Source organism: Dietzia maris (assembly GCF_036287335.1).
Classification (GTDB): domain Bacteria; phylum Actinomycetota; class Actinomycetes; order Mycobacteriales; family Mycobacteriaceae; genus Dietzia; species Dietzia cinnamea.
Genome location: NZ_CP143053.1, coordinates 1,466,096 through 1,485,096 on the forward strand (window position 1 = coordinate 1,466,096; position 19,001 = coordinate 1,485,096).

General features: G+C 71.2%; 21 protein-coding genes. All 21 read left to right on the forward strand.

Going from position 1 to position 19,001, the window contains the following annotated elements; genetic code table 11:
* The first annotated feature begins 101 nt into the window (after nucleotides 1-101).
* The 21 genes from hisD (at nucleotide 102) to VYL96_RS06780 (ending at nucleotide 18,878) form a co-directional block, all read left to right on the forward strand.
* The gene (hisD, locus tag VYL96_RS06680; protein WP_131885214.1) at nucleotides 102-1,442 is read left to right on the forward strand and encodes a histidinol dehydrogenase; all 1,341 of its coding nucleotides are present in this window, start codon (nucleotides 102-104) and stop codon (nucleotides 1,440-1,442) included.
* Nucleotides 1,439-2,578, forward strand: coding sequence for a histidinol-phosphate transaminase (locus VYL96_RS06685; RefSeq protein WP_131885213.1), 1,140 nt, complete (start codon nucleotides 1,439-1,441; stop codon nucleotides 2,576-2,578). Before hisD ends, VYL96_RS06685 begins: the two co-directional genes overlap by 4 nt.
* The gene (gene hisB / locus VYL96_RS06690; RefSeq protein WP_131885212.1) at nucleotides 2,575-3,198 is read left to right on the forward strand and encodes an imidazoleglycerol-phosphate dehydratase HisB; all 624 of its coding nucleotides are present in this window, start codon (nucleotides 2,575-2,577) and stop codon (nucleotides 3,196-3,198) included. Before VYL96_RS06685 ends, hisB begins: the two co-directional genes overlap by 4 nt.
* Nucleotides 3,199-3,205: 7 nt before the next feature.
* Nucleotides 3,206-4,453 (forward strand): MFS transporter, encoded by a 1,248-nt coding sequence (locus VYL96_RS06695; protein WP_131885211.1) that lies wholly within the window; start codon nucleotides 3,206-3,208, stop codon nucleotides 4,451-4,453.
* Nucleotides 4,450-5,115: an imidazole glycerol phosphate synthase subunit HisH gene (hisH, locus tag VYL96_RS06700; RefSeq protein WP_061915603.1), complete on the forward strand. Its 666-nt coding sequence runs from the start codon at nucleotides 4,450-4,452 to the stop codon at nucleotides 5,113-5,115. Before VYL96_RS06695 ends, hisH begins: the two co-directional genes overlap by 4 nt.
* A gap of 22 nt (nucleotides 5,116-5,137) precedes the next feature.
* Nucleotides 5,138-5,389 (forward strand): hypothetical protein, encoded by a 252-nt coding sequence (locus VYL96_RS06705; protein WP_061915606.1) that lies wholly within the window; start codon nucleotides 5,138-5,140, stop codon nucleotides 5,387-5,389.
* On the forward strand, nucleotides 5,389-6,144 hold the full coding sequence (priA, locus tag VYL96_RS06710) for a bifunctional 1-(5-phosphoribosyl)-5-((5-phosphoribosylamino)methylideneamino)imidazole-4-carboxamide isomerase/phosphoribosylanthranilate isomerase PriA (protein ID WP_007632011.1): 756 nt from the start codon (nucleotides 5,389-5,391) through the stop codon (nucleotides 6,142-6,144). The genes VYL96_RS06705 and priA overlap by 1 nt, the downstream gene beginning before the upstream one ends.
* 65 nt (nucleotides 6,145-6,209) lie before the next feature.
* The gene (locus VYL96_RS06715; RefSeq protein ID WP_007632012.1) at nucleotides 6,210-7,124 is read left to right on the forward strand and encodes an inositol monophosphatase family protein; all 915 of its coding nucleotides are present in this window, start codon (nucleotides 6,210-6,212) and stop codon (nucleotides 7,122-7,124) included.
* A gap of 7 nt (nucleotides 7,125-7,131) precedes the next feature.
* A complete protein-coding gene (hisF, locus tag VYL96_RS06720; RefSeq protein WP_131885210.1) occupies nucleotides 7,132-7,905 on the forward strand; it encodes an imidazole glycerol phosphate synthase subunit HisF in 774 nt (257 codons plus the stop codon).
* Complete coding sequence (gene hisI / locus VYL96_RS06725; RefSeq protein ID WP_007632014.1) at nucleotides 7,902-8,255, forward strand: phosphoribosyl-AMP cyclohydrolase; 354 nt, start codon at nucleotides 7,902-7,904, stop codon at nucleotides 8,253-8,255. The genes hisF and hisI overlap by 4 nt, the downstream gene beginning before the upstream one ends.
* A 5-nt stretch (nucleotides 8,256-8,260) precedes the next feature.
* The gene (locus tag VYL96_RS06730) at nucleotides 8,261-8,440 is read left to right on the forward strand and encodes a tautomerase family protein (protein WP_007632015.1); all 180 of its coding nucleotides are present in this window, start codon (nucleotides 8,261-8,263) and stop codon (nucleotides 8,438-8,440) included.
* Complete coding sequence (locus VYL96_RS06735) at nucleotides 8,437-9,978, forward strand: anthranilate synthase component I (RefSeq protein WP_061228789.1); 1,542 nt, start codon at nucleotides 8,437-8,439, stop codon at nucleotides 9,976-9,978. Before VYL96_RS06730 ends, VYL96_RS06735 begins: the two co-directional genes overlap by 4 nt.
* Nucleotides 9,975-10,625 carry a TIGR02234 family membrane protein gene (locus VYL96_RS06740; RefSeq protein ID WP_243699606.1) on the forward strand — a complete coding sequence of 217 codons (651 nt, stop codon included), beginning with the start codon at nucleotides 9,975-9,977 and terminating at the stop codon, nucleotides 10,623-10,625. The genes VYL96_RS06735 and VYL96_RS06740 overlap by 4 nt, the downstream gene beginning before the upstream one ends.
* A 98-nt stretch (nucleotides 10,626-10,723) precedes the next feature.
* Nucleotides 10,724-11,536, forward strand: coding sequence for an indole-3-glycerol phosphate synthase TrpC (gene trpC / locus VYL96_RS06745; protein WP_007632826.1), 813 nt, complete (start codon nucleotides 10,724-10,726; stop codon nucleotides 11,534-11,536).
* Nucleotides 11,537-11,603: 67 nt separating this feature from the next.
* Complete coding sequence (gene trpB, locus VYL96_RS06750; protein ID WP_061228809.1) at nucleotides 11,604-12,899, forward strand: tryptophan synthase subunit beta; 1,296 nt, start codon at nucleotides 11,604-11,606, stop codon at nucleotides 12,897-12,899.
* Entirely contained in the window at nucleotides 12,896-13,684 is a 789-nt protein-coding gene (gene trpA, locus VYL96_RS06755) for a tryptophan synthase subunit alpha (protein ID WP_063973181.1), read from the forward strand. Before trpB ends, trpA begins: the two co-directional genes overlap by 4 nt.
* A complete protein-coding gene (gene lgt / locus VYL96_RS06760; protein WP_061228785.1) occupies nucleotides 13,681-14,586 on the forward strand; it encodes a prolipoprotein diacylglyceryl transferase in 906 nt (301 codons plus the stop codon). Before trpA ends, lgt begins: the two co-directional genes overlap by 4 nt.
* A 46-nt stretch (nucleotides 14,587-14,632) precedes the next feature.
* A complete protein-coding gene (gene pyk / locus VYL96_RS06765; RefSeq protein ID WP_007632833.1) occupies nucleotides 14,633-16,051 on the forward strand; it encodes a pyruvate kinase in 1,419 nt (472 codons plus the stop codon).
* A gap of 208 nt (nucleotides 16,052-16,259) precedes the next feature.
* On the forward strand, nucleotides 16,260-16,976 hold the full coding sequence (locus VYL96_RS06770) for a M23 family metallopeptidase (protein WP_131885209.1): 717 nt from the start codon (nucleotides 16,260-16,262) through the stop codon (nucleotides 16,974-16,976).
* A 160-nt stretch (nucleotides 16,977-17,136) separates the two neighbouring features.
* Nucleotides 17,137-18,222, forward strand: coding sequence for an S-(hydroxymethyl)mycothiol dehydrogenase (locus VYL96_RS06775; protein ID WP_061915614.1), 1,086 nt, complete (start codon nucleotides 17,137-17,139; stop codon nucleotides 18,220-18,222).
* Complete coding sequence (locus VYL96_RS06780; protein ID WP_131885208.1) at nucleotides 18,219-18,878, forward strand: MBL fold metallo-hydrolase; 660 nt, start codon at nucleotides 18,219-18,221, stop codon at nucleotides 18,876-18,878. Before VYL96_RS06775 ends, VYL96_RS06780 begins: the two co-directional genes overlap by 4 nt.
* Nucleotides 18,879-19,001: the final 123 nt, after the last annotated feature.

Sequence of the window (19,001 nt, forward strand, 5' to 3'; positions counted from 1 at the left end):
AGACTATTCGGGTGGCCGCGCGGGTCATGGCCCATCGTGTGCTCGCGACACGGGCGCCGATCCGGCCCGCGGCCACGGTGCTCCCGAGGAAAGGCCACACCATGCTCTCCCGCATCGACCTGCGCGGTCGCTCTCTCGGCACGGCCGAGCTGAGGCGTACGCTCCCGCGCGGCGCCGCCGACGTCGACTCCGTCGTCGACACCGTCCGTCCGGTGGTCGAGGCGGTCCGCGAGCACGGAGCCGGGGCAGCACTCGACCACGGCGAGAAATTCGACTCGGTGCGGCCGGCCTCGGTGCGCGTGCCCGCCGACGTCATCGCCCGCGCGGCCGAGGAACTCGACCCTGACATCCGGGCCGCACTGGCCGAGGCCATCAGGCGCGCGCGCATCGTCCACTCGGCGCAACGGCGCAGCGACAGCGTCACCGAGGTCGCCCCGGGCGGGTTCGTCACCGGGAAGTGGGTGCCCGTCGAGCGGGTGGGGCTCTACGTCCCGGGAGGCAAGGCCGTCTACCCCTCCAGCGTCATCATGAACGTCGTCCCGGCCCAGGTCGCCGGCGTCGGATCCCTCGTCGTGTCCTCACCGCCGCAGGCCGACTTCGGCGGATGGCCGCACCCGACCATCCTCGCCGCGTGTTCACTCCTGGGAGTGGACGAGGTCTGGGCCGTCGGCGGCGCGCAGGCCGTCGCGCTCCTCGCCTACGGAGGGGAGGACACCGATGGCGAGGCCCTCGAGCCCGTCGACATGGTCACCGGCCCCGGCAACGTCTACGTCACCGCCGCCAAGCGGCTGTGCCGCAGCGTCGTGGGCATCGACTCCGAGGCCGGCCCCACCGAGATCGCCGTCCTCGCCGACGAGACCGCCGACCCGGTGCACGTCGCCTACGACCTCATCAGCCAGGCCGAGCACGACCCGAACGCCGCCAGCGTCCTCGTCACGGACTCGGAGTTGCTCGCCGATGCGGTCGACCGCGAGATCGAGGCCCGGTACGACGTCACCCTCAACTCCGAGCGCGTGCGCGAGGCACTCGAGGGGCCGCAGTCGGGCATCGTCCTGGTCGACGACATCGACGCCGGCCTCAAGGTGGTCGACGCGTACGCCGCCGAGCACCTCGAGGTGCAGACCCGCGACTCCGCCGCCGACGCCGCGCGCGTCCGCAACGCCGGCGCCGTCTTCGTCGGCGCCTATTCGCCGGTCCCGCTCGGCGACTACGCCGCCGGGTCCAACCACGTTCTGCCCACCTCCGGCAGCGCCCGCCACTCGTCGGGCCTGAGCGTGCAGACCTTCCTCCGCGGCATCCACGTCGTCGACTACGACCAGGCCGCCCTCAAGGAGATCGCCCCCACGGTCGTGGCGCTGGCCGACGCCGAGCGGCTGCCCGCCCACGGCGAGGCCGTGCGCGCCCGCTTCGAGGACCTCGCCGCGGGGCGGGACGAGCGATGACCGCCGGCCCCCGCCCCGGTGTCGGCCTCGACGCCCTGCCGCTCCGGGACAACCTCCGTGGCCAGAGCGCGTACGGCGCGCCCCAGCTCGAGGTCCCCGTCCAGCTCAACACCAACGAGAACCCGCACCCGCCCGGCCCCGCGCTGGTCGCCGACATCGCCGCAGCCGTGTCCGCCGCCGCGACGGACCTCAACCGCTACCCCGACCGCGACGCCGTCGGACTGCGCACCGACCTGGCCGCGTACCTCACCCGTCAGACCGGTGTCGCCGTGGACGTCGACATGGTGTGGGCCGCCAACGGCTCCAACGAGATCCTTCAACAGCTGCTGCAGGCGTTCGGTGGTCCCGGGCGGTCGGCCATGGGGTTCGTGCCCAGCTACTCGATGCACCCCATCCTCGCGTCCGGCACCGATACCGAGTGGATCTCCGTGCCGCGGGGCGAGGATCTGTCGATCGACGTCGACGCCGCGTTGGCGGCGATCGACCGCCAGCGGCCGGACCTGCTGTTCGTCACCACCCCCAACAACCCCACCGGTCACGTCGTGGACCTCGACGACCTGCGTCGACTGCTCGACGCGGCACCCGGCATCGTGGTGGTGGACGAGGCGTACGCGGAGTTCTCCCCGTCGCCGAGCGCCTGCACCCTGCTGGCCGAGTATCCGGCGAAACTGGTCGTGTCGCGCACGATGAGCAAGGCCTTCGCGTTCGCCGGCGGTCGCCTCGGCTACTTCGCGGCCGATCCGTCCTTCGTCGAGGCGGTACTGCTCGTGCGACTGCCGTACCACCTGTCGATGATCGCGCAGGCCGCCGCCCGCGCCGCCCTGCGTCACGCGGACGAGACGCTGGCCTCGGTCGCGCTCCTCGCGGAGGAGCGCAAGCGCGTCACCGCCGGACTCGAGGAGCAGGGCTACGAGGTGCTGCCCAGCGAGGCCAACTTCGTGCTCTACGGCCCGTTCGCGGACGCCGGCCGCGCGTGGCAGCGCTACCTCGACGCCGGAGTGCTGATCCGTGACGTGGGCATCCCGGGTCGGCTTCGTGCGACCATCGGGCTCGAGCACGAGAACGACCGGCTGCTGCAGGTGAGCGCCGACCTGGCGGCCGATGAGATCGCCACCGGAACCGAGGAGAGACGATGAGCGAGCACAACGCGCGGCGGGCACGCGTCGAGAGGACGACCAAGGAGTCGTCGATCGTCGTGGAGATCGACCTCGACGGCACCGGTCAGACCGACATCTCGACCGGGGTGCCGTTCTTCGACCACATGCTCACCGCCTTCGGGCAGCACGGCGCCTTCGACCTCACGGTCCGCGCCACGAGCGACATCGAGATCGAGGCTCACCACACCGTCGAGGACACGGCGATCGTCCTGGGCCAGGCGTTCGGTCAGGCACTGGGGGACAAGCGCGGGATCCGACGTTTCGGACAGTGTTCGATCCCCATGGACGAGACGCTCGCGGAGGCCGTCGTCGACGTCTCCGGCCGTCCCTACTGCGTGCATACCGGTGAGCCGGACATGATGCTCGGTTACCTCATCGTGGGCCACGACAGTGCGCCATACGGCACGGTCCTCAACCGGCATGTGTTCGAGACCCTGGCCTACAACGCCCGCATCGCCCTCCACGTCCGCGTGCACTACGGACGCGACCCGCACCACATCACCGAGGCGGAGTACAAGGCCGTGGCCCGCGCGCTGCGCGCCGCCGTCGAGCCCGACCCGCGCATCACGGGGATCCCGTCGACCAAGGGCGCGCTGTGATGCCGGCGTGAACGCGGGGGTAGAGAACTCGGGGGCGTTCGCACGCCTGGCCCGCACCCCCGGCGTCCCCGCGGCCTTCGTTCTGGTCCTGCTCGCGTTCGGCGGTTTCTCGCTGCTCCTGCCGGTCGTCCCGCTCGCGGTCGTCCGCGGCGGCGGCAGCGAACTCGTCGCCGGGGCCACCACCGGCGTGTTCATGACGGTGACGGTCCTGTTCCAGCTGGCCACCCCCCGGCTCACGGGGATCATCGGGTACCGGTGGGTGCTCGGGATCGGCAGCGCCCTGCTGGGCTTGCCCTCGGGCCTGCTGGCGGTCTTCGACGGGTCGTTCGCGGTGCTGGCCATCAGCGGAGTGCGCGGCGCCGGCTTCGGCATGATGACGGTCGCCGGTTCCGCGCTCGTCGCCGAACTGGCACCGCCGGGAATGCTGGGACGCGCGACCTCGCTGATCGGCCTCGCCGTGGGCATCTCCGAGGCGCTCTTCCTGCCGGTCGGGCTGTGGCTGCTCGACCTGTTCGGGCTGCCGACGGTGGCCTGGGCCGCCACGGCCTTCGGCGTCGTCGGACTCGTCGCCGCGGTGCGTCTGCCACACGTCTTCCCGACCCCGCCCGAGGGGTCCGACCACGAGGGGATGGGACCCCGGAAGGTGCTGTTCCTCCTCGCCGGACCGTTCCTGGTGATGGTCGCGGTGACGCTGCCTTACGGCGCGGCGGCCTCGTTCCTGTCGCCGGCCCTCGACTCGATCGTCTCCGGCAGCGGCGCCGTCGTCGCCGGGCTGGGGCTCGGCCTGCTGGGCGCCGGCGTCATCGTCGGCCGCACCGTCGCGGGACTCGTGTCGGACCGGCGCGGCCCCGGCGCGCTGGTGTGGCCCGGACTGGGTGTCGCAGCTCTCGGAATGCTGGGCATCGCCTGGCTGTTGACACTGGAGGCGAACCCCTGGTGGTTCCTCGTCCCGACCGTGGTCTTCGGCCTCGGGTTCGGCGCCATCCAGAACGAGGCCCTCGTGGGCTCGTTCGAGCGGATGCCGCGTTCCCGGCTGGGCACCGCGTCCGCGTCGTGGAACATCTCCTTCGACGCCGGCACCGGGCTCGGGTCGGTGGTCATGGGTGGGTTCGCGGGCTTCGGTTACGTCGTGCTGTTCACGGTCGCGGCCGGGATCGTCCTCGTGGTGGGCGGCCCGGCGGCGGTGGGAGCACGCCGCACGCGGCCCGTACGAGATCTGGCCTCAGAAGACAGCGGCGATAAGGTGAACTCATGACGAAGACGGCCCCGCGGGTAGCGCTCCTGGACTACGGCTCCGGCAACCTGCGCTCGGCTCACCGCGCTCTCGAGCGTGTCGGCGCCCGGGTGGAGCTGACCTCCGACCCGCGCGTGGCGACCGAGGCCGAGGCGCTCGTCGTGCCCGGCGTCGGTGCGTTCGCCGCCTGCATGAAGGGCCTCGAGGCGGTCAAGGGGCCCCGCATCATCGGAGAGCGTCTCGCGGGCGGTCGCCCGGTTCTCGGCATCTGCGTGGGTATGCAGGTGATGTTCGAGCGCGGAACCGAGTTCTCGGACGGCGAGCACGAGGACTCTCCCGGCGCGCCCGGCTGTGGGGAGTGGCCCGGTGTCGTGGAGAAGCTCGACGCCCCCGTCCTGCCGCACATGGGATGGAACACCGTCGAGGCGCCCGCGAGCACCGTGCTGTTCGCCGGAATGCCCGCCGACGAGCGCTTCTACTTCGTGCACTCCTACGGCGTCCAGCGGTGGGAGATGGAGCCCTCCGACCACCTGCGCGCCCCCGACGTCACGTGGGCGGAGCACGGGACCCGGTTCATCGCCGCGGTCGAGAACGGCCCGCTGTCGGCCACCCAGTTCCACCCCGAGAAGTCCGGGGACGCCGGCCTGCAGCTCCTCGAGAACTGGCTCCGCTCTGTCGCCTGAGAGCGACCGCGGCCCGGCCGCGGTGTCGTTCGCCGCGCTCGCCATGGCGGTGGCGGGGGCGGGCGTCCTGGTTCTCGCGCTCACCGCGCTCGCGGTCGCACTGCTGCCCCTGCCGCCCGCCGGGCGCGCGGTCGTCGCCCTCGTCGGGGTCGTCGCGACGGTGGCGGCGATGGGCCTGACGTCGCGCCGGATCACCGATCGCGCGATCCGCGCCGAGTACGGCGAGGAGCTCGGCGGGCAGGCGGAGCGCCCCGCTGACGACGGACTAGGCTGATGCCCGTGACCAACGCCAGATACCTCGAACTCCTGCCCGCCGTCGACGTCGCCGACGGGCAGGCCGTCCGCCTCGTCCAGGGCGAGGCCGGGACGGAGACCTCCTACGGTGCACCGCTCGACGCGGCGATGCAGTGGCAGAACGACGGCGCCGAGTGGGTACACCTGGTGGACCTGGACGCCGCGTTCGGACGGGGCACCAACCGGGAGCTGCTCGCCGAGGTCGTGCGGGCGCTCGACGTCAAGGTCGAGATGTCCGGCGGGATCCGCGATGACGAGTCGCTCGAGGCCGCGCTCGCCACCGGCTGCGCGCGCGTCAACCTGGGCACCGCCGCGCTCGAGAACCCCGAGTGGTGCGCCTCGGCCATCGCCCGCCACGGTGACCGCATCGCGGTGGGTCTCGACGTGCGGGTCATCGACGGCGAGCCGCGGCTGCGCGGCCGGGGATGGGTCTCCGACGGCGGCAACCTGTGGGAGGTCCTCGAGCGCCTCGACAAGGACGGGTGCGCCCGCTACGTCGTCACCGACGTGTCCAAGGACGGCATGCTCAACGGGCCCAACCTGGAGATGCTCTCCCAGGTGTGCGCTGCCACCGACGCGCCGGTGGTGGCCTCCGGTGGCGTCTCGTCCGTCGCGGATCTCGAGGCCATCGCCTCGCTGGTGCCGCAGGGCGTGGAGGGGGCCATCGTGGGCAAGGCCCTCTACGCCGGTCGGTTCACCCTTCCCGAAGCGCTCGCCGCCGTCAGCGGCCGCTGAATCCGTCGAGCGCCGTGTTCACCCGGTAGCTCCACCCCCGCACGACCTCGAGCAGGAGGCCCGAGATGTCAGATCAGACCGGAAACACCCTGCCGACGGATCTCCCCGTCGACCCCGCCGAGGCGCTCGCGCTGGCGACGCGGGTGCTCGACGAGGTGACGCCCCGGTTCGTCGAGGGCGTCGGCGCCCCCGGCGTCCAGAACAAGGGCGCACGGAACGACTTCGCCACCGAGCTGGACCTGGAACTGGAGCGCCGGATCTCCGACGCGCTGCGTGAGGGGACGGGCCTCGAGGTGCACGGTGAGGAGTTCGGCGGCCCGCCCGTGAACGAGGGCACGCTGTGGGTGGTCGACCCGATCGACGGAACCGCCAACTACTCGCTGGGCATCCCGACGGCGGGCATCCTCGTCGCGTTGGTCCACGAGCGCCAGCCGGTGCTCGGCCTGACGTGGCTGCCGTTGCTCGGCCTGACGTTCACCTCGATCGCCGGTGGGCCGCTCATGGAGAACGGCGTCGAGTCCCCGCGGATGTCGGACGTCTCCATCCGCGACGTGGCACTCGGACTCGGCTCTCTCAATACCGGCGCCCGGACCACGTACCCGCCGGCCTACCGCCGCGAGGTGTTCGAACAGCTCACCCTCGACGCCGCGCGGACCCGCAAGTTCGGCTCGACCGGTGTCGACCTGTCGTTCGTCGCGTCAGGGCGGCTGTCCGCCGCGGTGAGCTTCGGCAACTACGCCTGGGACAACGCCGCGGGCGCGTCCCACATCCGTGCCGCGGGCGGTGTCGTCACCGACCTCACGGGTGGACCGTGGTCCATCGACTCGCCCTCGCTGCTGGCGGCGGCCCCACGCGCCCACGCGGAGGTGTTGGACACGGTCCGGCAGCTCGGTGAGCCGGGGAACTTCTTCGAGGCCGGTCGACGCCGGTCCACGCCGGAACCCGAGAGTCCGCGCCCGTGGCTGGCCGGGGAGCGGTGATCCGGCCATGACACTCGCCACCAGGGTCATCCCGTGTCTCGACGTCGACGCCGGCCGTGTGGTCAAGGGCGTGAACTTCCTCGATCTCCGCGACGCCGGCGATCCCGTGGAGCTCGCCGCGGCCTATGACGCGCAGGGAGCGGACGAGCTCACGTTCCTCGATGTCACCGCGTCGTGCGCGGGTCGCGGCACCATGATCGACGTGGTCCGCCGCACGGCCGAGCAGGTCTTCATCCCACTCACCGTGGGCGGCGGCGTCCGTGCCGAAGAGGACGTCGACCAGCTCCTGCGGGCCGGCGCCGACAAGGTCAGCGTGAACACCGCGGCCATCGCCCGACCTGAGCTACTCGGTGAGCTCAGCCGGCGCTTCGGTTCGCAGTGCATCGTGCTCTCCGTCGACGCGCGCACCGTGCCCGAGGGCTCAGAGCCGACGCCGTCGGGGTGGGAGGTCACCACGCACGGTGGCCGCCGCGGCACCGGCATCGACGCCGTCGAGTGGGCCCGGCGCGGGCAGGAGCTGGGCGTGGGGGAGATCCTGCTCAACTCGATGGACGCCGACGGCACCAAGGAGGGTTTCGACCTGGCGATGGTGCGGGCGGTCCGTGAGGCCGTGTCGATCCCCGTCATCGCCTCGGGAGGCGCGGGCGCGGTGGAGCACTTCGCGCCCGCCGTCCACGCCGGGGCGGACGCGGTGTTGGCCGCCAGCGTCTTCCACTTCGGGGAGATGACCGTCGGCGACGTCAAGAAGGCGCTCGCGGCCGAGGGGATCACGGTCCGATGACCGCGCACGTCCTGGACCGGTCCATCGCCGAGCGGCTCTCACGCAATGCCGACGGCCTGATCGCGGCCGTCGTGCAGGACGCCACCTCGGGTCGGGTGCTCATGATGGCGTGGATGGACGACGCCGCACTCGCCGAGACCCTGGCGACCCGCCGCGGCGTGTACTACTCGCGCTCGCGGGGTCAGCGCTGGGTGAAGGGGGAGACCTCGGGCCACGTGCAGCACGTCCGTAGCGTGGAGATCGACTGCGACGGGGACACAGTCCTGCTCCGGGTCGACCAGACCGGGGCGGCGTGCCACAACGGCACGACCAGTTGTTTCGACACCGCCACACTTCTCGGGGAGGACTGATCGCCGTGCCGTTCATCCAGATCAACCAGCTCGACGGGATGACCGCGGAGGGCAAGGCCCGCGTCATCGAGGCCGTCACCGCGGCGTACGCGGAGGCCTCGGGCAAGGACCCCGCGAAGGTGTGGGTCCATGTCAACGACATGCCGCACGACTCCTTCGGCATCGGCGGCAAGGCCCTCGGATGAGCACCGCGACCACCACGTTGGAGCAGTTCCGCGCGCTCGCCGCGGGGCACCGGGTGGTGCCGGTCGTGCGCACGGTCCTCGCCGACTCCGAGACCCCGCTCTCGGCTTACGTCAAGCTGGCGGGGGACCGGCCGGGCACGTTCCTGTTGGAGTCGGCCGAACACGGGCGCTCCTGGTCACGGTGGTCGTTCATCGGCTGTGGCGCGGCGGCCGCGCTGACGGTCGACGAGGCCGGCGAGGCGACGTGGTGGGGCAGCGTCCCCGCCGGCGCGCCGACCGGCGGTGATCCGCTGGACGCCCTCCGACGGACCCTCGAGCTGCTGCGGACCGACCAGATCGTGGGCCTGCCGCCGCTGACGTCCGGGATGGTCGGTTACCTGGGGTATGACATCGTCCGCAGGCTCGAGCGGATCGCCCCCGACACGATCGACGACCTACGGGTGCCGGAGCTCGTCCAGTTGCTGGCCACGGATCTGGCCGCCTTCGACCACCACGAGGGCCGGATCCATCTCATCGCGAACGCCGTCAACTGGGACGGCAGCGACGAGCGGGTGGACGAGGCGTATGCGGACGCGGTCGAGCGGCTCGAGTCGATGACGGCGCGTCTCGCCGAGCCCGGCGCCGGCGGGGTGAGCGTGTTCAACACACCTGATCCGCGGGTGCGTCGTCGCACCGACGAGCCCACCTATCACGCGCGGGTCGCCGACATCATCGAGCAGATCCACGCGGGCGAGGCGTTCCAGGTGGTGCTGAGCCAGCGCTTCGAGGTCGACACCGACGCCTCGCCGCGCGATGTGTACCGCATCCTGCGTACCACCAACCCCAGCCCGTACATGTTCCTCATGACGATCCCGGACGGCACGGGGCCGGACGGGTTCGGCGGGACGGCGTTCACGATCGTGGGATCGAGCCCGGAGGCTCTGGTCACCGTGGTCGACGGCGTCGCCACGACCCACCCCATCGCGGGGACGAGGCCCAGGGGTGACGACGACGAGCACGACATCCTGCTCGCCAAGGACCTGGTGGACGACGCCAAGGAGAACGCCGAGCATCTGATGTTGGTCGACCTCGGGCGCAACGACCTGGGCCGCGTCTGCGTCCCGGGCACGGTCGAGGTGACCGAGTTCCGCCAGGTGGAGCGGTACAGCCACGTGATGCACCTCGTGTCGACGGTGACGGGGCGCCTGGCCGACGGGCGGACGGGCATCGACGCGGTGACCGCGTGCTTCCCGGCCGGCACCCTCTCGGGTTCCCCGAAGCCGCGGGCCCTGCAGATCATCGAGGACCTCGAGGACACCCGCCGCGGCGTGTACGGCGGCGTGGTCGGCTACGTGGATTTCGCGGGCAACACCGATCAGGCCATCGCGATCCGCTCGGCGGTGATCAAGGACGGCACCGCGTTCGTCCAGGCCGGGGCCGGAATCGTCGCCGACTCGGTGGCGGCCTCGGAGGACGCCGAGTGTCGCAACAAGGCGATGGCGGTCCTGCGGGCCGTCTCCGCCGCGGAGACGCTGCGGCCGGCAGGGGAGTCCCGGTGAGCCGTCGCGCCCGGCTCCTGGTGCCCGTCGTCCTGCTGCTCGTCGGCGCGGCCCTGCTGTGGATCGCCTCCCGGATGGTGTGGCTCGACGTGGCCGCGTTCAACGACCAGTCGGGTGAGGCCCGGCGCGCGCTCGCCGGCGCCGAGTGGCAGCCGGCTCTTGTGCCGCTCGCGCTGGGCGCCCTGGCCGCCATCGCGGCGGTGGCATTGGTGCGGGGGCTCGCGGCCCGCGCCGTGGGAGCGGTCATCGCCCTGCTCGGGGTGGCGGCCGTCGCGTTGCTGATCTCGTCGGTGGGCGGCGTCGACGCCGAGCGGGTCCATACGGTGATCACGAGTGACGAGGGGGTCGCCCGGACCAACGCGGGGCCGGGCGCCGAGGGCTCCGAGTCGATCCCGGAGTGGTCCCGGATCACCGAGTTGTCGACCCGGCCGGTGGGCCCGTCGCTCACCGGCGCCGGCGCGGCCGCGCTGCTCGCGGCGGGGATCGTCGTCCTCGCGCGGCCGGCGCGTCCGGTGCGGCGCGACGACCGGTACGTCACGCCCGCCGTACGCCGCGGAACCGGCGGAGAAGCGAGGGATGACGCGGACGGCGACGCCGGTCGTGACCTCTGGTCGGAGCTCGACGAAGGACGCGATCCGACCGGTTGACCGCGACGGGGTGGACCCGATTCGGGAACCCGGCTCCGGACCTCTATTGTCGATCTCGATCACACTTTCCGCCCCGATCACTGCTGAGGGAGGTCACGGTGGGTACCGTGCTGGACTCGATTCTCGACGGGGTCCGCGAGGACGTCGCGGCCCGCGAGGCCGTCATCGACCTGGAGTCGGTGAAGAAGGCGGCCCTGTCCGCGCCGGACCCGCTCGATGCGCTCAAGGCGCTGCGCGACCCGGGTGTGGGCGTCATCGCCGAGGTGAAGAGGGCGAGCCCGTCCAAGGGGGCGTTGGCCGACATTCCCGATCCGGCGGTGCTGGCCCGCATGTACGAGGACGGCGGGGCGCGGATCATCTCGTGCCTGACCGAGGAGCGACGCTTCCACGGCAGCCTGGCCGATCTCGACGCGGTCCGGCGCGCGGTCGACATCCCGGTCCTGCGCAAGGACTTCGTCGTGGGGCCGTACCAGATCCACGAGGCGCGGGCGCACGGAGCGGACCTGGTCCTGCTCATCGTGGCCGCCCTCGAGCAGGACGCCCTGGTGTCGCTGCTGGACCGTACCGAGTCGCTCGGGATGACCGCGCTGGTGGAGGTCCACACCGAGGAGGAGGCGGACCGCGCCCTGGAGGCCGGAGCGAGCGTCATCGGCGTCAACGCCCGCAACCTCAAGACCCTCGAGGTCGACCGGGACGTGTTCTCCCGCATCGCACCGGGCCTGCCGTCCGACGTCGTGAAGATCGCCGAGTCGGGTGTCCGGGACGCCTCCGACCTCCTGGCGTACGCCAGCGTGGGTGCGGACGCGGTCCTCGTCGGCGAGGGGCTGGTGACGCAGGGCGACCCGCGTGCGGCCTGCAACGCGCTGGCCACGGCGGGTGCTCACCCCTCCTGCCCGCAGGGGCCCCGCTAGGCCCCGGTGGTGGGCTTCCGGCAGACTGGGAGTCGTGAACTCCAAGGATCTGACGTCACTGCCCACCATGGGGGAGGTGCTCCGGACAGCCACCGGACACGAGCCTGACCAGCGCGGCCACTGGGGGCCGTTCGGGGGCCGTTACGTTCCCGAGGCGTTGATGGCGGTCGTGGACGAGGTGACCGACGCCTACGCCAAGGCCCGCGCGGACGAGGAGTACCTCGACCAGCTGGACCGGCTGCAGAAGCACTATTCGGGTCGGCCGTCCCCTCTGTACGAGGCCACGCGGTTCGGCGAGGAGATCGGCGCCCGGGTCTTCCTCAAGCGCGAGGACCTCAACCACACCGGCTCGCACAAGATCAACAACGTGCTCGGTCAGGCGCTGCTCGCCCAGCGGATGGGTAAGAACCGCGTCATCGCGGAGACCGGCGCCGGCCAGCACGGGGTGGCCACCGCCACCGCGTGTGCGTTGCTGGGGTTGGAGTGCAAGATCTACATGGGCGCGGTGGACGTGCGTCGTCAGGCGCTCAACGTCGCCCGGATGCGTCTGCTGGGCGCGGAGGTCGAGGCCGTCGAGATCGGCTCGGCCACGCTCAAGGACGCGATCAACGAGGCGATGCGCGACTGGGTCGCGCACGCCGACGACACCTACTACGCGTTCGGCACGGCGGCCGGGCCGCACCCGTTCCCGACGATGGTCCGCGACTTCCAGCGGATCGTCGGTGCCGAGGCGCGGGTGCAGATCCTCGAGCAGGCGGGACGGCTGCCGGACGCCGCGGTCGCCTGCGTCGGCGGTGGTTCCAACGCGATCGGCCTGTTCCACCCGTTCATCGAGGACGAGTCCGTGCGCCTCGTCGGCTGCGAGGCCGGCGGTGACGGTGTGGAGACCGGGCGTACCGCGGCGACCGTCAACGCCGGCCGGCCCGGCGTGTTCCAGGGCTCGTACGCCCACCTCATGCAGGACGAGGACGGTCAGACGATCGAGTCGCATTCCATCTCCGCCGGCCTGGACTACCCGGGCGTCGGGCCGGAGCACTCGCGGCTGTCGGATATCGGTCGCGCCGAATACCGGCCGATCACCGACACCCAGGCCATGGACGCCTTCGCGCAGTTGTGCCGTACGGAGGGCATCATCCCGGCCATCGAGTCCGCACATGCGGTCGCCGGAGCGGCCCAGCTCGCCGCCGAGGGGGTCGGCCTGATCCTGGTTAACGTCTCCGGCCGCGGGGACAAGGACGTCGACACCGCCGCGCGGTGGTTCGGGTTGTTGGGCGGTGGTGAGCCGCCGGAGGCCGGGGTGGATTCGAGCCGGGGTGCCGACGACGGCGAGGGTGCGTACGCGGACGGGGGAGTCGAGGGATGAGCGTTCTCAGCGACGTGTTCGAGCGGTGCCGGGCGGAGAACCGGGCCGCGCTCATCGGCTACTACCCGGCCGGGTACCCGACCCTCGAGGGATCGATCGAGGCCGTCCGGACGATGGTCGAGGGCGGCTGCGACATCATCGAGGTCGGCATCCCCTACTCCGACCCCATGATGGACGGCCCCACCATCCAGGCCGCCGCGGACACCGCCCTCGAGGCGGGATTCCGGGTCGCGGACACCTTCGAGGTCGTCCGGGCGGTCGCTGACGCCGGCGCGGTGCCCGTGGTGATGACCTACTGGAACCCCGTCCTGCAATACGGGGTCGACCGCTTCGCCGCCGATCTCGCGGCGGCCGGCGGCACCGGCGTGATCACTCCCGACCTCATCCCCGACGAGGCGGACGACTGGATCGCCGCCTCCGATGCGCACGGCATCGACCGGGTCTTCCTCGTGGCCCCGTCGTCCACCCCGGAACGGCTGGCGATGACGCTGTCGCGCACGGGTGGCTTCGTCTACGTCCAGGCGGTGATGGGGGTGACCGGCGCGCGGGACGTCGTTTCGGACGCGCCGCGCACGCTCACCCGGCGCGTACGCGAGATATCCGATCTGGCCTGTGGTGTGGGTCTGGGTGTGCGGAACGGCGACCAGGCCGCCGAGATCGCCTCCTACGCCGACGGCGTCATCGTCGGCTCGGCGCTCATCACGGCGGCGACCGAGGGGCCGGACGCGCTCCGGCGTCTGACGGCGGAGCTGGCCGAGGGTGTTCGCCGCGGGGTGTCGTCGTGATCCCGAGTCCTCCCCAGGGCGTGTGGGAGATCGGCCCGTTCCCCTTGCGCGCCTACGCGTTGTGGATCATCCTCGGCATCGTCATCGCCGTCTGGTGGGGCGAGAAGCGCTGGGTCGCGCGTGGTGGGCGGGCGGGCGTCGTGCTCGACACCGCACTGTGGGCGATCCCGTTCGGTCTCATCGGCGGGCGCATCTACCACGTGGCCACCGACTGGTACCGCTACTTCGGCGAGGGTCGCAACCCGGTCGACGCGCTGAAGATCTGGGACGGCGGCCTGGGCATCTGGGGTGCCGTCGCGTTCGGTGCGCTCGGGGCCTACATCGGACTGCGGCAGCAGGGGATCCGGGCCCTCGGCGCACTGGGGGACTCGATCGCGCCGGGCGTCGTGCTCGCGCAGGGCATCGGCCGTCTCGGGAACTACTTCAACCAGGAGCTCTACGGACGCGAGACAGACGTGCCGTGGGCCCTGGAGATCTACCAGCGCTACGACGAGGCGTACGGCTACTCCGAGACCATCGGGCGTTCCACCGGGCAGGTGCTGGCGACGGTGCACCCCACGTTCCTCTACGAACTGCTGTGGAACGTCCTCGTCGCGGTCGCGCTGGTGCTGATCGACCGCCGGTTCAGGCTCGGACACGGCCGGCTCTTCGCCCTCTACGTGGCGCTGTACTGCTTCGGCCGGTTCTGGGTCGAGTTGCTGCGCGCCGACGCCGCCACCGAGGTGTTCGGCCTCCGGATCAACACGATCGTGTCGCTGGTCGTCATGATCGCCGCGCTGCTGTACTTCTGGCGTGCCCGCCGCGGCCGTGAGGCCCCCTCGGAGCTGCGCGCTCTCGGCGATCCCGTGGACGAGTCGGTGGGGGACGGCCCGACGGACGCACCCCCGTTGTCCGGCCGTTGACGTCGGGTTAACCGGCCAGCCGGTCGAGGGGACTAGATTGGGTCGGGTGAATCGTCGTACCAAGATCGTCTGCACCCTGGGTCCCGCCGTCGCCTCGGAGGCCGGCATCCGTGAGCTGGTCGACGCGGGGATGGATGTCGCCCGCCTCAACTTCAGTCACGGAGAGCATGCCGACCACGAGGCCAACTACAAGTGGGTCCGCAAGGCCTCCGACGAGTCCGGACGCGCGGTCGGCGTGCTCGCGGACCTCCAGGGCCCCAAGATCAGGCTGGGCCGGTTCATCGAGGGCCGGCACGAGTGGGCGGAGGGCGACCACGTCGTCATCACCGTCGCGGACGTCGAGGGCACCAAGGACCGCGTCTCCACCACGTACAAGGGTCTCGCGGCCGACGCGCGCCCGGGGGACCGCCTGCTGGTGGACGACGGGAACATCGGCTTGACCGTCGAGCGGGTCGAGGGCGACGACGTGCACTGCGTCGTCACCGAGGGCGGCACCGTGTCCAACAACAAGGGCGTCTCGCTTCCGGGCATGAACGTCTCCGTGCCCGCACTGAGCGAGAAGGACATCGCCGACCTGAGGTTCGCCCTCGCTCTGGGCGTCGACTTCATCGCGTTGTCCTTCGTGCGGTCCCCCGCGGATGTCGACCTCGTGCACGAGGTGATGGACGAGGTGGGCATCCACGTCCCCGTCATCGCCAAGCTCGAGAAGCCCGAGGCCGTCAAGAACCTCGAGTCCATCGTGCTGGCGTTCGACGCCATCATGGTGGCGCGCGGCGACCTGGGCGTCGAGCTGCCGCTGCAGGAGGTCCCGCTGGTCCAGAAGCGGGCCATCCAGATCGCCCGCGAGAACGCCAAGCCGGTCATCGTGGCCACGCAGATGCTCGAGTCGATGATCACCAACTCCCGGCCCACGAGGGCGGAGGCCTCCGACGTGGCCAACGCGGTACTCGACGGGGCGGACGCGGTCATGCTCTCCGGCGAGACCTCCGTGGGCAAGTACCCCATCGACGCCGTGCGGACGATGTCCTCGATCGCGCTGGCTGTGGAGTCGGATTCCACCGCCGCACCCGACCTGGTCCACATCCCGCGCACCAAGCGTGGCGTGATCTCGTACTCGGCGCGCGAGATCGGCGAGCGGCTCGGGGCGAAGGCGCTCGTCGCGGTCACCTCCACCGGTGACACCGTCCGGCGTCTCGCCCGCCTGCACAGTCACCTGCCACTCATCGCCATCACCGGCGATCCGCGCATCCGCAGTCAGCTGTCGCTGACGTGGGGAACCGAGACCTTCCTCACCGACCGCGTCACCGAGACGGCGGAGCTGGTGAAGGTCACCGACGAACTCCTGCTCCCGGTCGAGGGATACAACGAGGACGACCTCATCGTGATCGTCGCCGGCAACGTGCCGGGGGTGGAGGGGTCGACCAACTTCATCCTCGTGCACCGGATCGGCGAGGCCGACCACTGAACAGGGCGGGGACGAGGCGTCGACCGCCTGTAGTCACCATCTGATAACACCCGGAAGCGCCGGTGAGCACCCCCGCTCACCGGTGCTTTCGTCTGAGTTCGTGCTTTTGACGTGACAGCGCCGAGACAATTCTGTTACCTTCTTGGAGGCCACCGGGGAAGCCGGTCGGCTCACCGCTTCACCCCTCTAGACCCCGAGGTTTCCCCTGATGTCCGACGCCACTCGCATCACCTTCGCCGAGCTCGCAGACCGACTCGGCGTCGAGGGTTCCGGCGCGACCGCCGGTCGCCACCGTGCAGCCCGTTCCTCCAACGCCGTGGGCCGCCTCGTCGCCGGCACCGTCGCCGGCGCGGCCCTCACCGGCGGCGCGGCCCTCGCCGCCGCCCCCGCCGCGTCCGCGCAGTCCGCCGAGATCGGCGTGGACCAGCTCACCGAGATGGCGCAGGGTGTCGTCCAGGGCATCGGACTCACCCCCGAGCAGCTGCGCGAGTACGCGATCGACCCGGCGATGTTCGGTTCGCTCGGCCTCCCGGCCGCCGGTGGTGCGCACGCCCCGACCTACGGCCCGATCACCTCCGGCTTCGGCCCGCGCTGGGGCACGTTCCACAACGGCACGGACTTCGGCGCCCCGATCGGCACCCCGATGTTCGCCGCCAAGTCGGGCACCGTCGTCGCGGCCGGGCCGGCGTCCGGGTACGGCCTGTGGATCCGCATCCAGACCGACGACGGGCACCTCCTCGAGTACGGCCACAACGATCAGAACTACGTCTCCGTGGGGCAGCGGGTCAACGCCGGCCAGGTCATCGGGACGGTCGGCAACCGTGGCTACTCCACCGGGCCGCACCTCCACTTCGGTGTGCGGAACCCGGCCGGCCAGTGGATCGATCCCGTGCCGTGGCTGCGCGCCAACGGCGTCGCGGTCTGATCGCGAGGGCCTCGCCGTCTGACCGGGCCATCCCGGCTCACGCACGCACTGCGCCCCGCCTCCCCTGAAGGAGGCGGGGCGCATCGCTTTGTGCGGCCGGGCTCCGTGCGCTTCTGACAGAGTGGGTGGGGAGTATCCACATCTAATCGAGAGGCGATCCATGTCGCAGACCGTGAAGGGCGTCATCGCCCGCAGCAAGGGTGCCGAGGTCGAACTGGTCGATGTCGTGGTGCCCGATCCGGGGCCCAACGATGTCATCGTTCGGGTGCAGGCGTGCGGCGTCTGCCATACCGATCTGGCGTACCGGGACGGCGGCATCAACGACGAGTACCCCTTCCTCCTCGGCCACGAGGCCGCAGGAGTCGTCGAGACCGTCGGGGACCGCGTCACGCACGTGGCCGAGGGTGACTACGTCGTCCTCAACTGGCGGGCGGTGTGTGGCGAGTGCCGTGCCTGCAAGCGCGGGCAGCTCGAGTACTGCTTCAACACCCACAACGCGTCGAAGCCGATGACCCTCACCGACGGCACCGCGCTCACGCCCGCTCTCGGTATCGGGGCGTTCATCGACAAGACGCTGGTCCACGAGGGCCAGTGCACGAAGGTCGATCCGTCCGCCGATCCGGCGGTCGCCGGTCTGCTCGGCTGTGGCGTGATGGCCGGCATCGGTGCCGCGATCAACACCGGCAAGGTGACCCGCGGCCAGTCCGTGGCCGTGATCGGGTGCGGCGGTGTGGGCGTCGCCGCGATCGCCGGCGCGCGACTCGCGGGCGCCTCCGAGATCATCGCGGTGGACATCGACGACACCAAGCTCGAGTGGGCCAAGGACTTCGGGGCGACCCACACGGTCAACTCGACCTCCACGGACCCCGTCGCCGCGATCCGGGAGTCCACCGGCGGTTTCGGCGCAGATGTCGTGATCGACGCGGTCGGCCGGCCCGAGACGTACGAGCAGGCGTTCTACGCCCGCGACCTCGCCGGCACGGTCGTCCTCGTGGGCGTCCCCACGCCGGAGATGCGCCTCGAGCTCCCGCTGCTGGACTTCTTCGGCCGCGGCGGGTCCCTCAAATCCTCCTGGTACGGCGACTGCCTGCCCGAGAGGGATTTCCCGATGCTCGTCGACCTGCACCTGCAGGGTCGACTCCCGCTGGAGAAGTTCGTCTCCGAGCGGATCGGCATCGACGCCGTCGAGGCGGCGTTCGACGCCATGAAGTCCGGTTCCGTACTGCGATCGGTGGTGACGTTGTGAGTGAGACCTACACCAGCGCCGGCTACGCCGGTGGACTGCGTATCGAGAAGGTCATCACGAGCGGGATCTTCGCGCTCGACGGCGGCGAATGGGAGGTGGACAACAACATCTGGATCCTCGGGGACGACTCCGAGGTGTTCGTGATCGACGCGGCCCACACGGCCCAGCCGATCATCGACGCCGTCGGAGGGCGGAAGGTCAAGGGCATCCTGTGCTCGCACGCCCACAACGACCACATCACCGTCGCCCCCGAGCTGTCCGAGAAGTTCGATGCGCCGATCCTCGTGCACCCGGGCGACAAGATGTTGTGGGAAGAGACGCATCCCGACGTGTCCCACCGTGAGCTGCAGGACGGTCAGCAGTTCGAGATCGCGGGCACCCGCGTCGACGTGATGAACACCCCCGGGCACTCGCCGGGCTCGTGCGTGTTCCACGTTCCCGAGGCGGGTGTCCTGTTCTCGGGCGACACGCTGTTCTCGGGCGGGCCGGGCGCCACCGGGCGCTCGTACTCGGACTTCCCGACGATCATCGCCTCCATCCGCGAGCGGATCCTCACGCTCCCAGCGGAGACCCTCGTGCACACCGGTCACGGTGACGGCACGAAGGTCGGGGACGAGTCCCCGCACCTCGAGGAGTGGATCAGGCGCGGGCACTGATACCCCGCGCAGAACCAGCCGGCCCGCGGTGGCCCGCCCGGTGTGACGCCGGGTGGTGTCGCCGCGGGCCGGTCCCGTCCCGGCGGGCCGACCGGCTGTCAGACCCACCGCTCGGCGGGCCGA

Excerpts from the sequence above, each read along its gene's own strand:
- trpA (WP_063973181.1), top strand. The coding sequence starts at position 12,896 with ATGAGCGTTCTCAGCGACGTGTTCGAGCGGTGCCGGGCGGAGAACCGG.
- VYL96_RS06770 (WP_131885209.1), top strand. The coding sequence starts at position 16,260 with ATGTCCGACGCCACTCGCATCACCTTCGCCGAGCTCGCAGACCGACTC.
- hisB (WP_131885212.1), top strand. The coding sequence starts at position 2,575 with ATGAGCGAGCACAACGCGCGGCGGGCACGCGTCGAGAGGACGACCAAG.
- priA (WP_007632011.1), top strand. The coding sequence starts at position 5,389 with ATGCCCGTGACCAACGCCAGATACCTCGAACTCCTGCCCGCCGTCGAC.
- VYL96_RS06735 (WP_061228789.1), top strand. The coding sequence starts at position 8,437 with ATGAGCACCGCGACCACCACGTTGGAGCAGTTCCGCGCGCTCGCCGCG.
- hisF (WP_131885210.1), top strand. The coding sequence starts at position 7,132 with ATGACACTCGCCACCAGGGTCATCCCGTGTCTCGACGTCGACGCCGGC.
- hisI (WP_007632014.1), top strand. The coding sequence starts at position 7,902 with ATGACCGCGCACGTCCTGGACCGGTCCATCGCCGAGCGGCTCTCACGC.
- trpB (WP_061228809.1), top strand. The coding sequence starts at position 11,604 with ATGGGGGAGGTGCTCCGGACAGCCACCGGACACGAGCCTGACCAGCGC.
- hisH (WP_061915603.1), top strand. The coding sequence starts at position 4,450 with ATGACGAAGACGGCCCCGCGGGTAGCGCTCCTGGACTACGGCTCCGGC.
- VYL96_RS06685 (WP_131885213.1), top strand. The coding sequence starts at position 1,439 with ATGACCGCCGGCCCCCGCCCCGGTGTCGGCCTCGACGCCCTGCCGCTC.
- VYL96_RS06775 (WP_061915614.1), top strand. The coding sequence starts at position 17,137 with ATGTCGCAGACCGTGAAGGGCGTCATCGCCCGCAGCAAGGGTGCCGAG.
- VYL96_RS06715 (WP_007632012.1), top strand. The coding sequence starts at position 6,210 with ATGTCAGATCAGACCGGAAACACCCTGCCGACGGATCTCCCCGTCGAC.
- hisD (WP_131885214.1), top strand. The coding sequence starts at position 102 with ATGCTCTCCCGCATCGACCTGCGCGGTCGCTCTCTCGGCACGGCCGAG.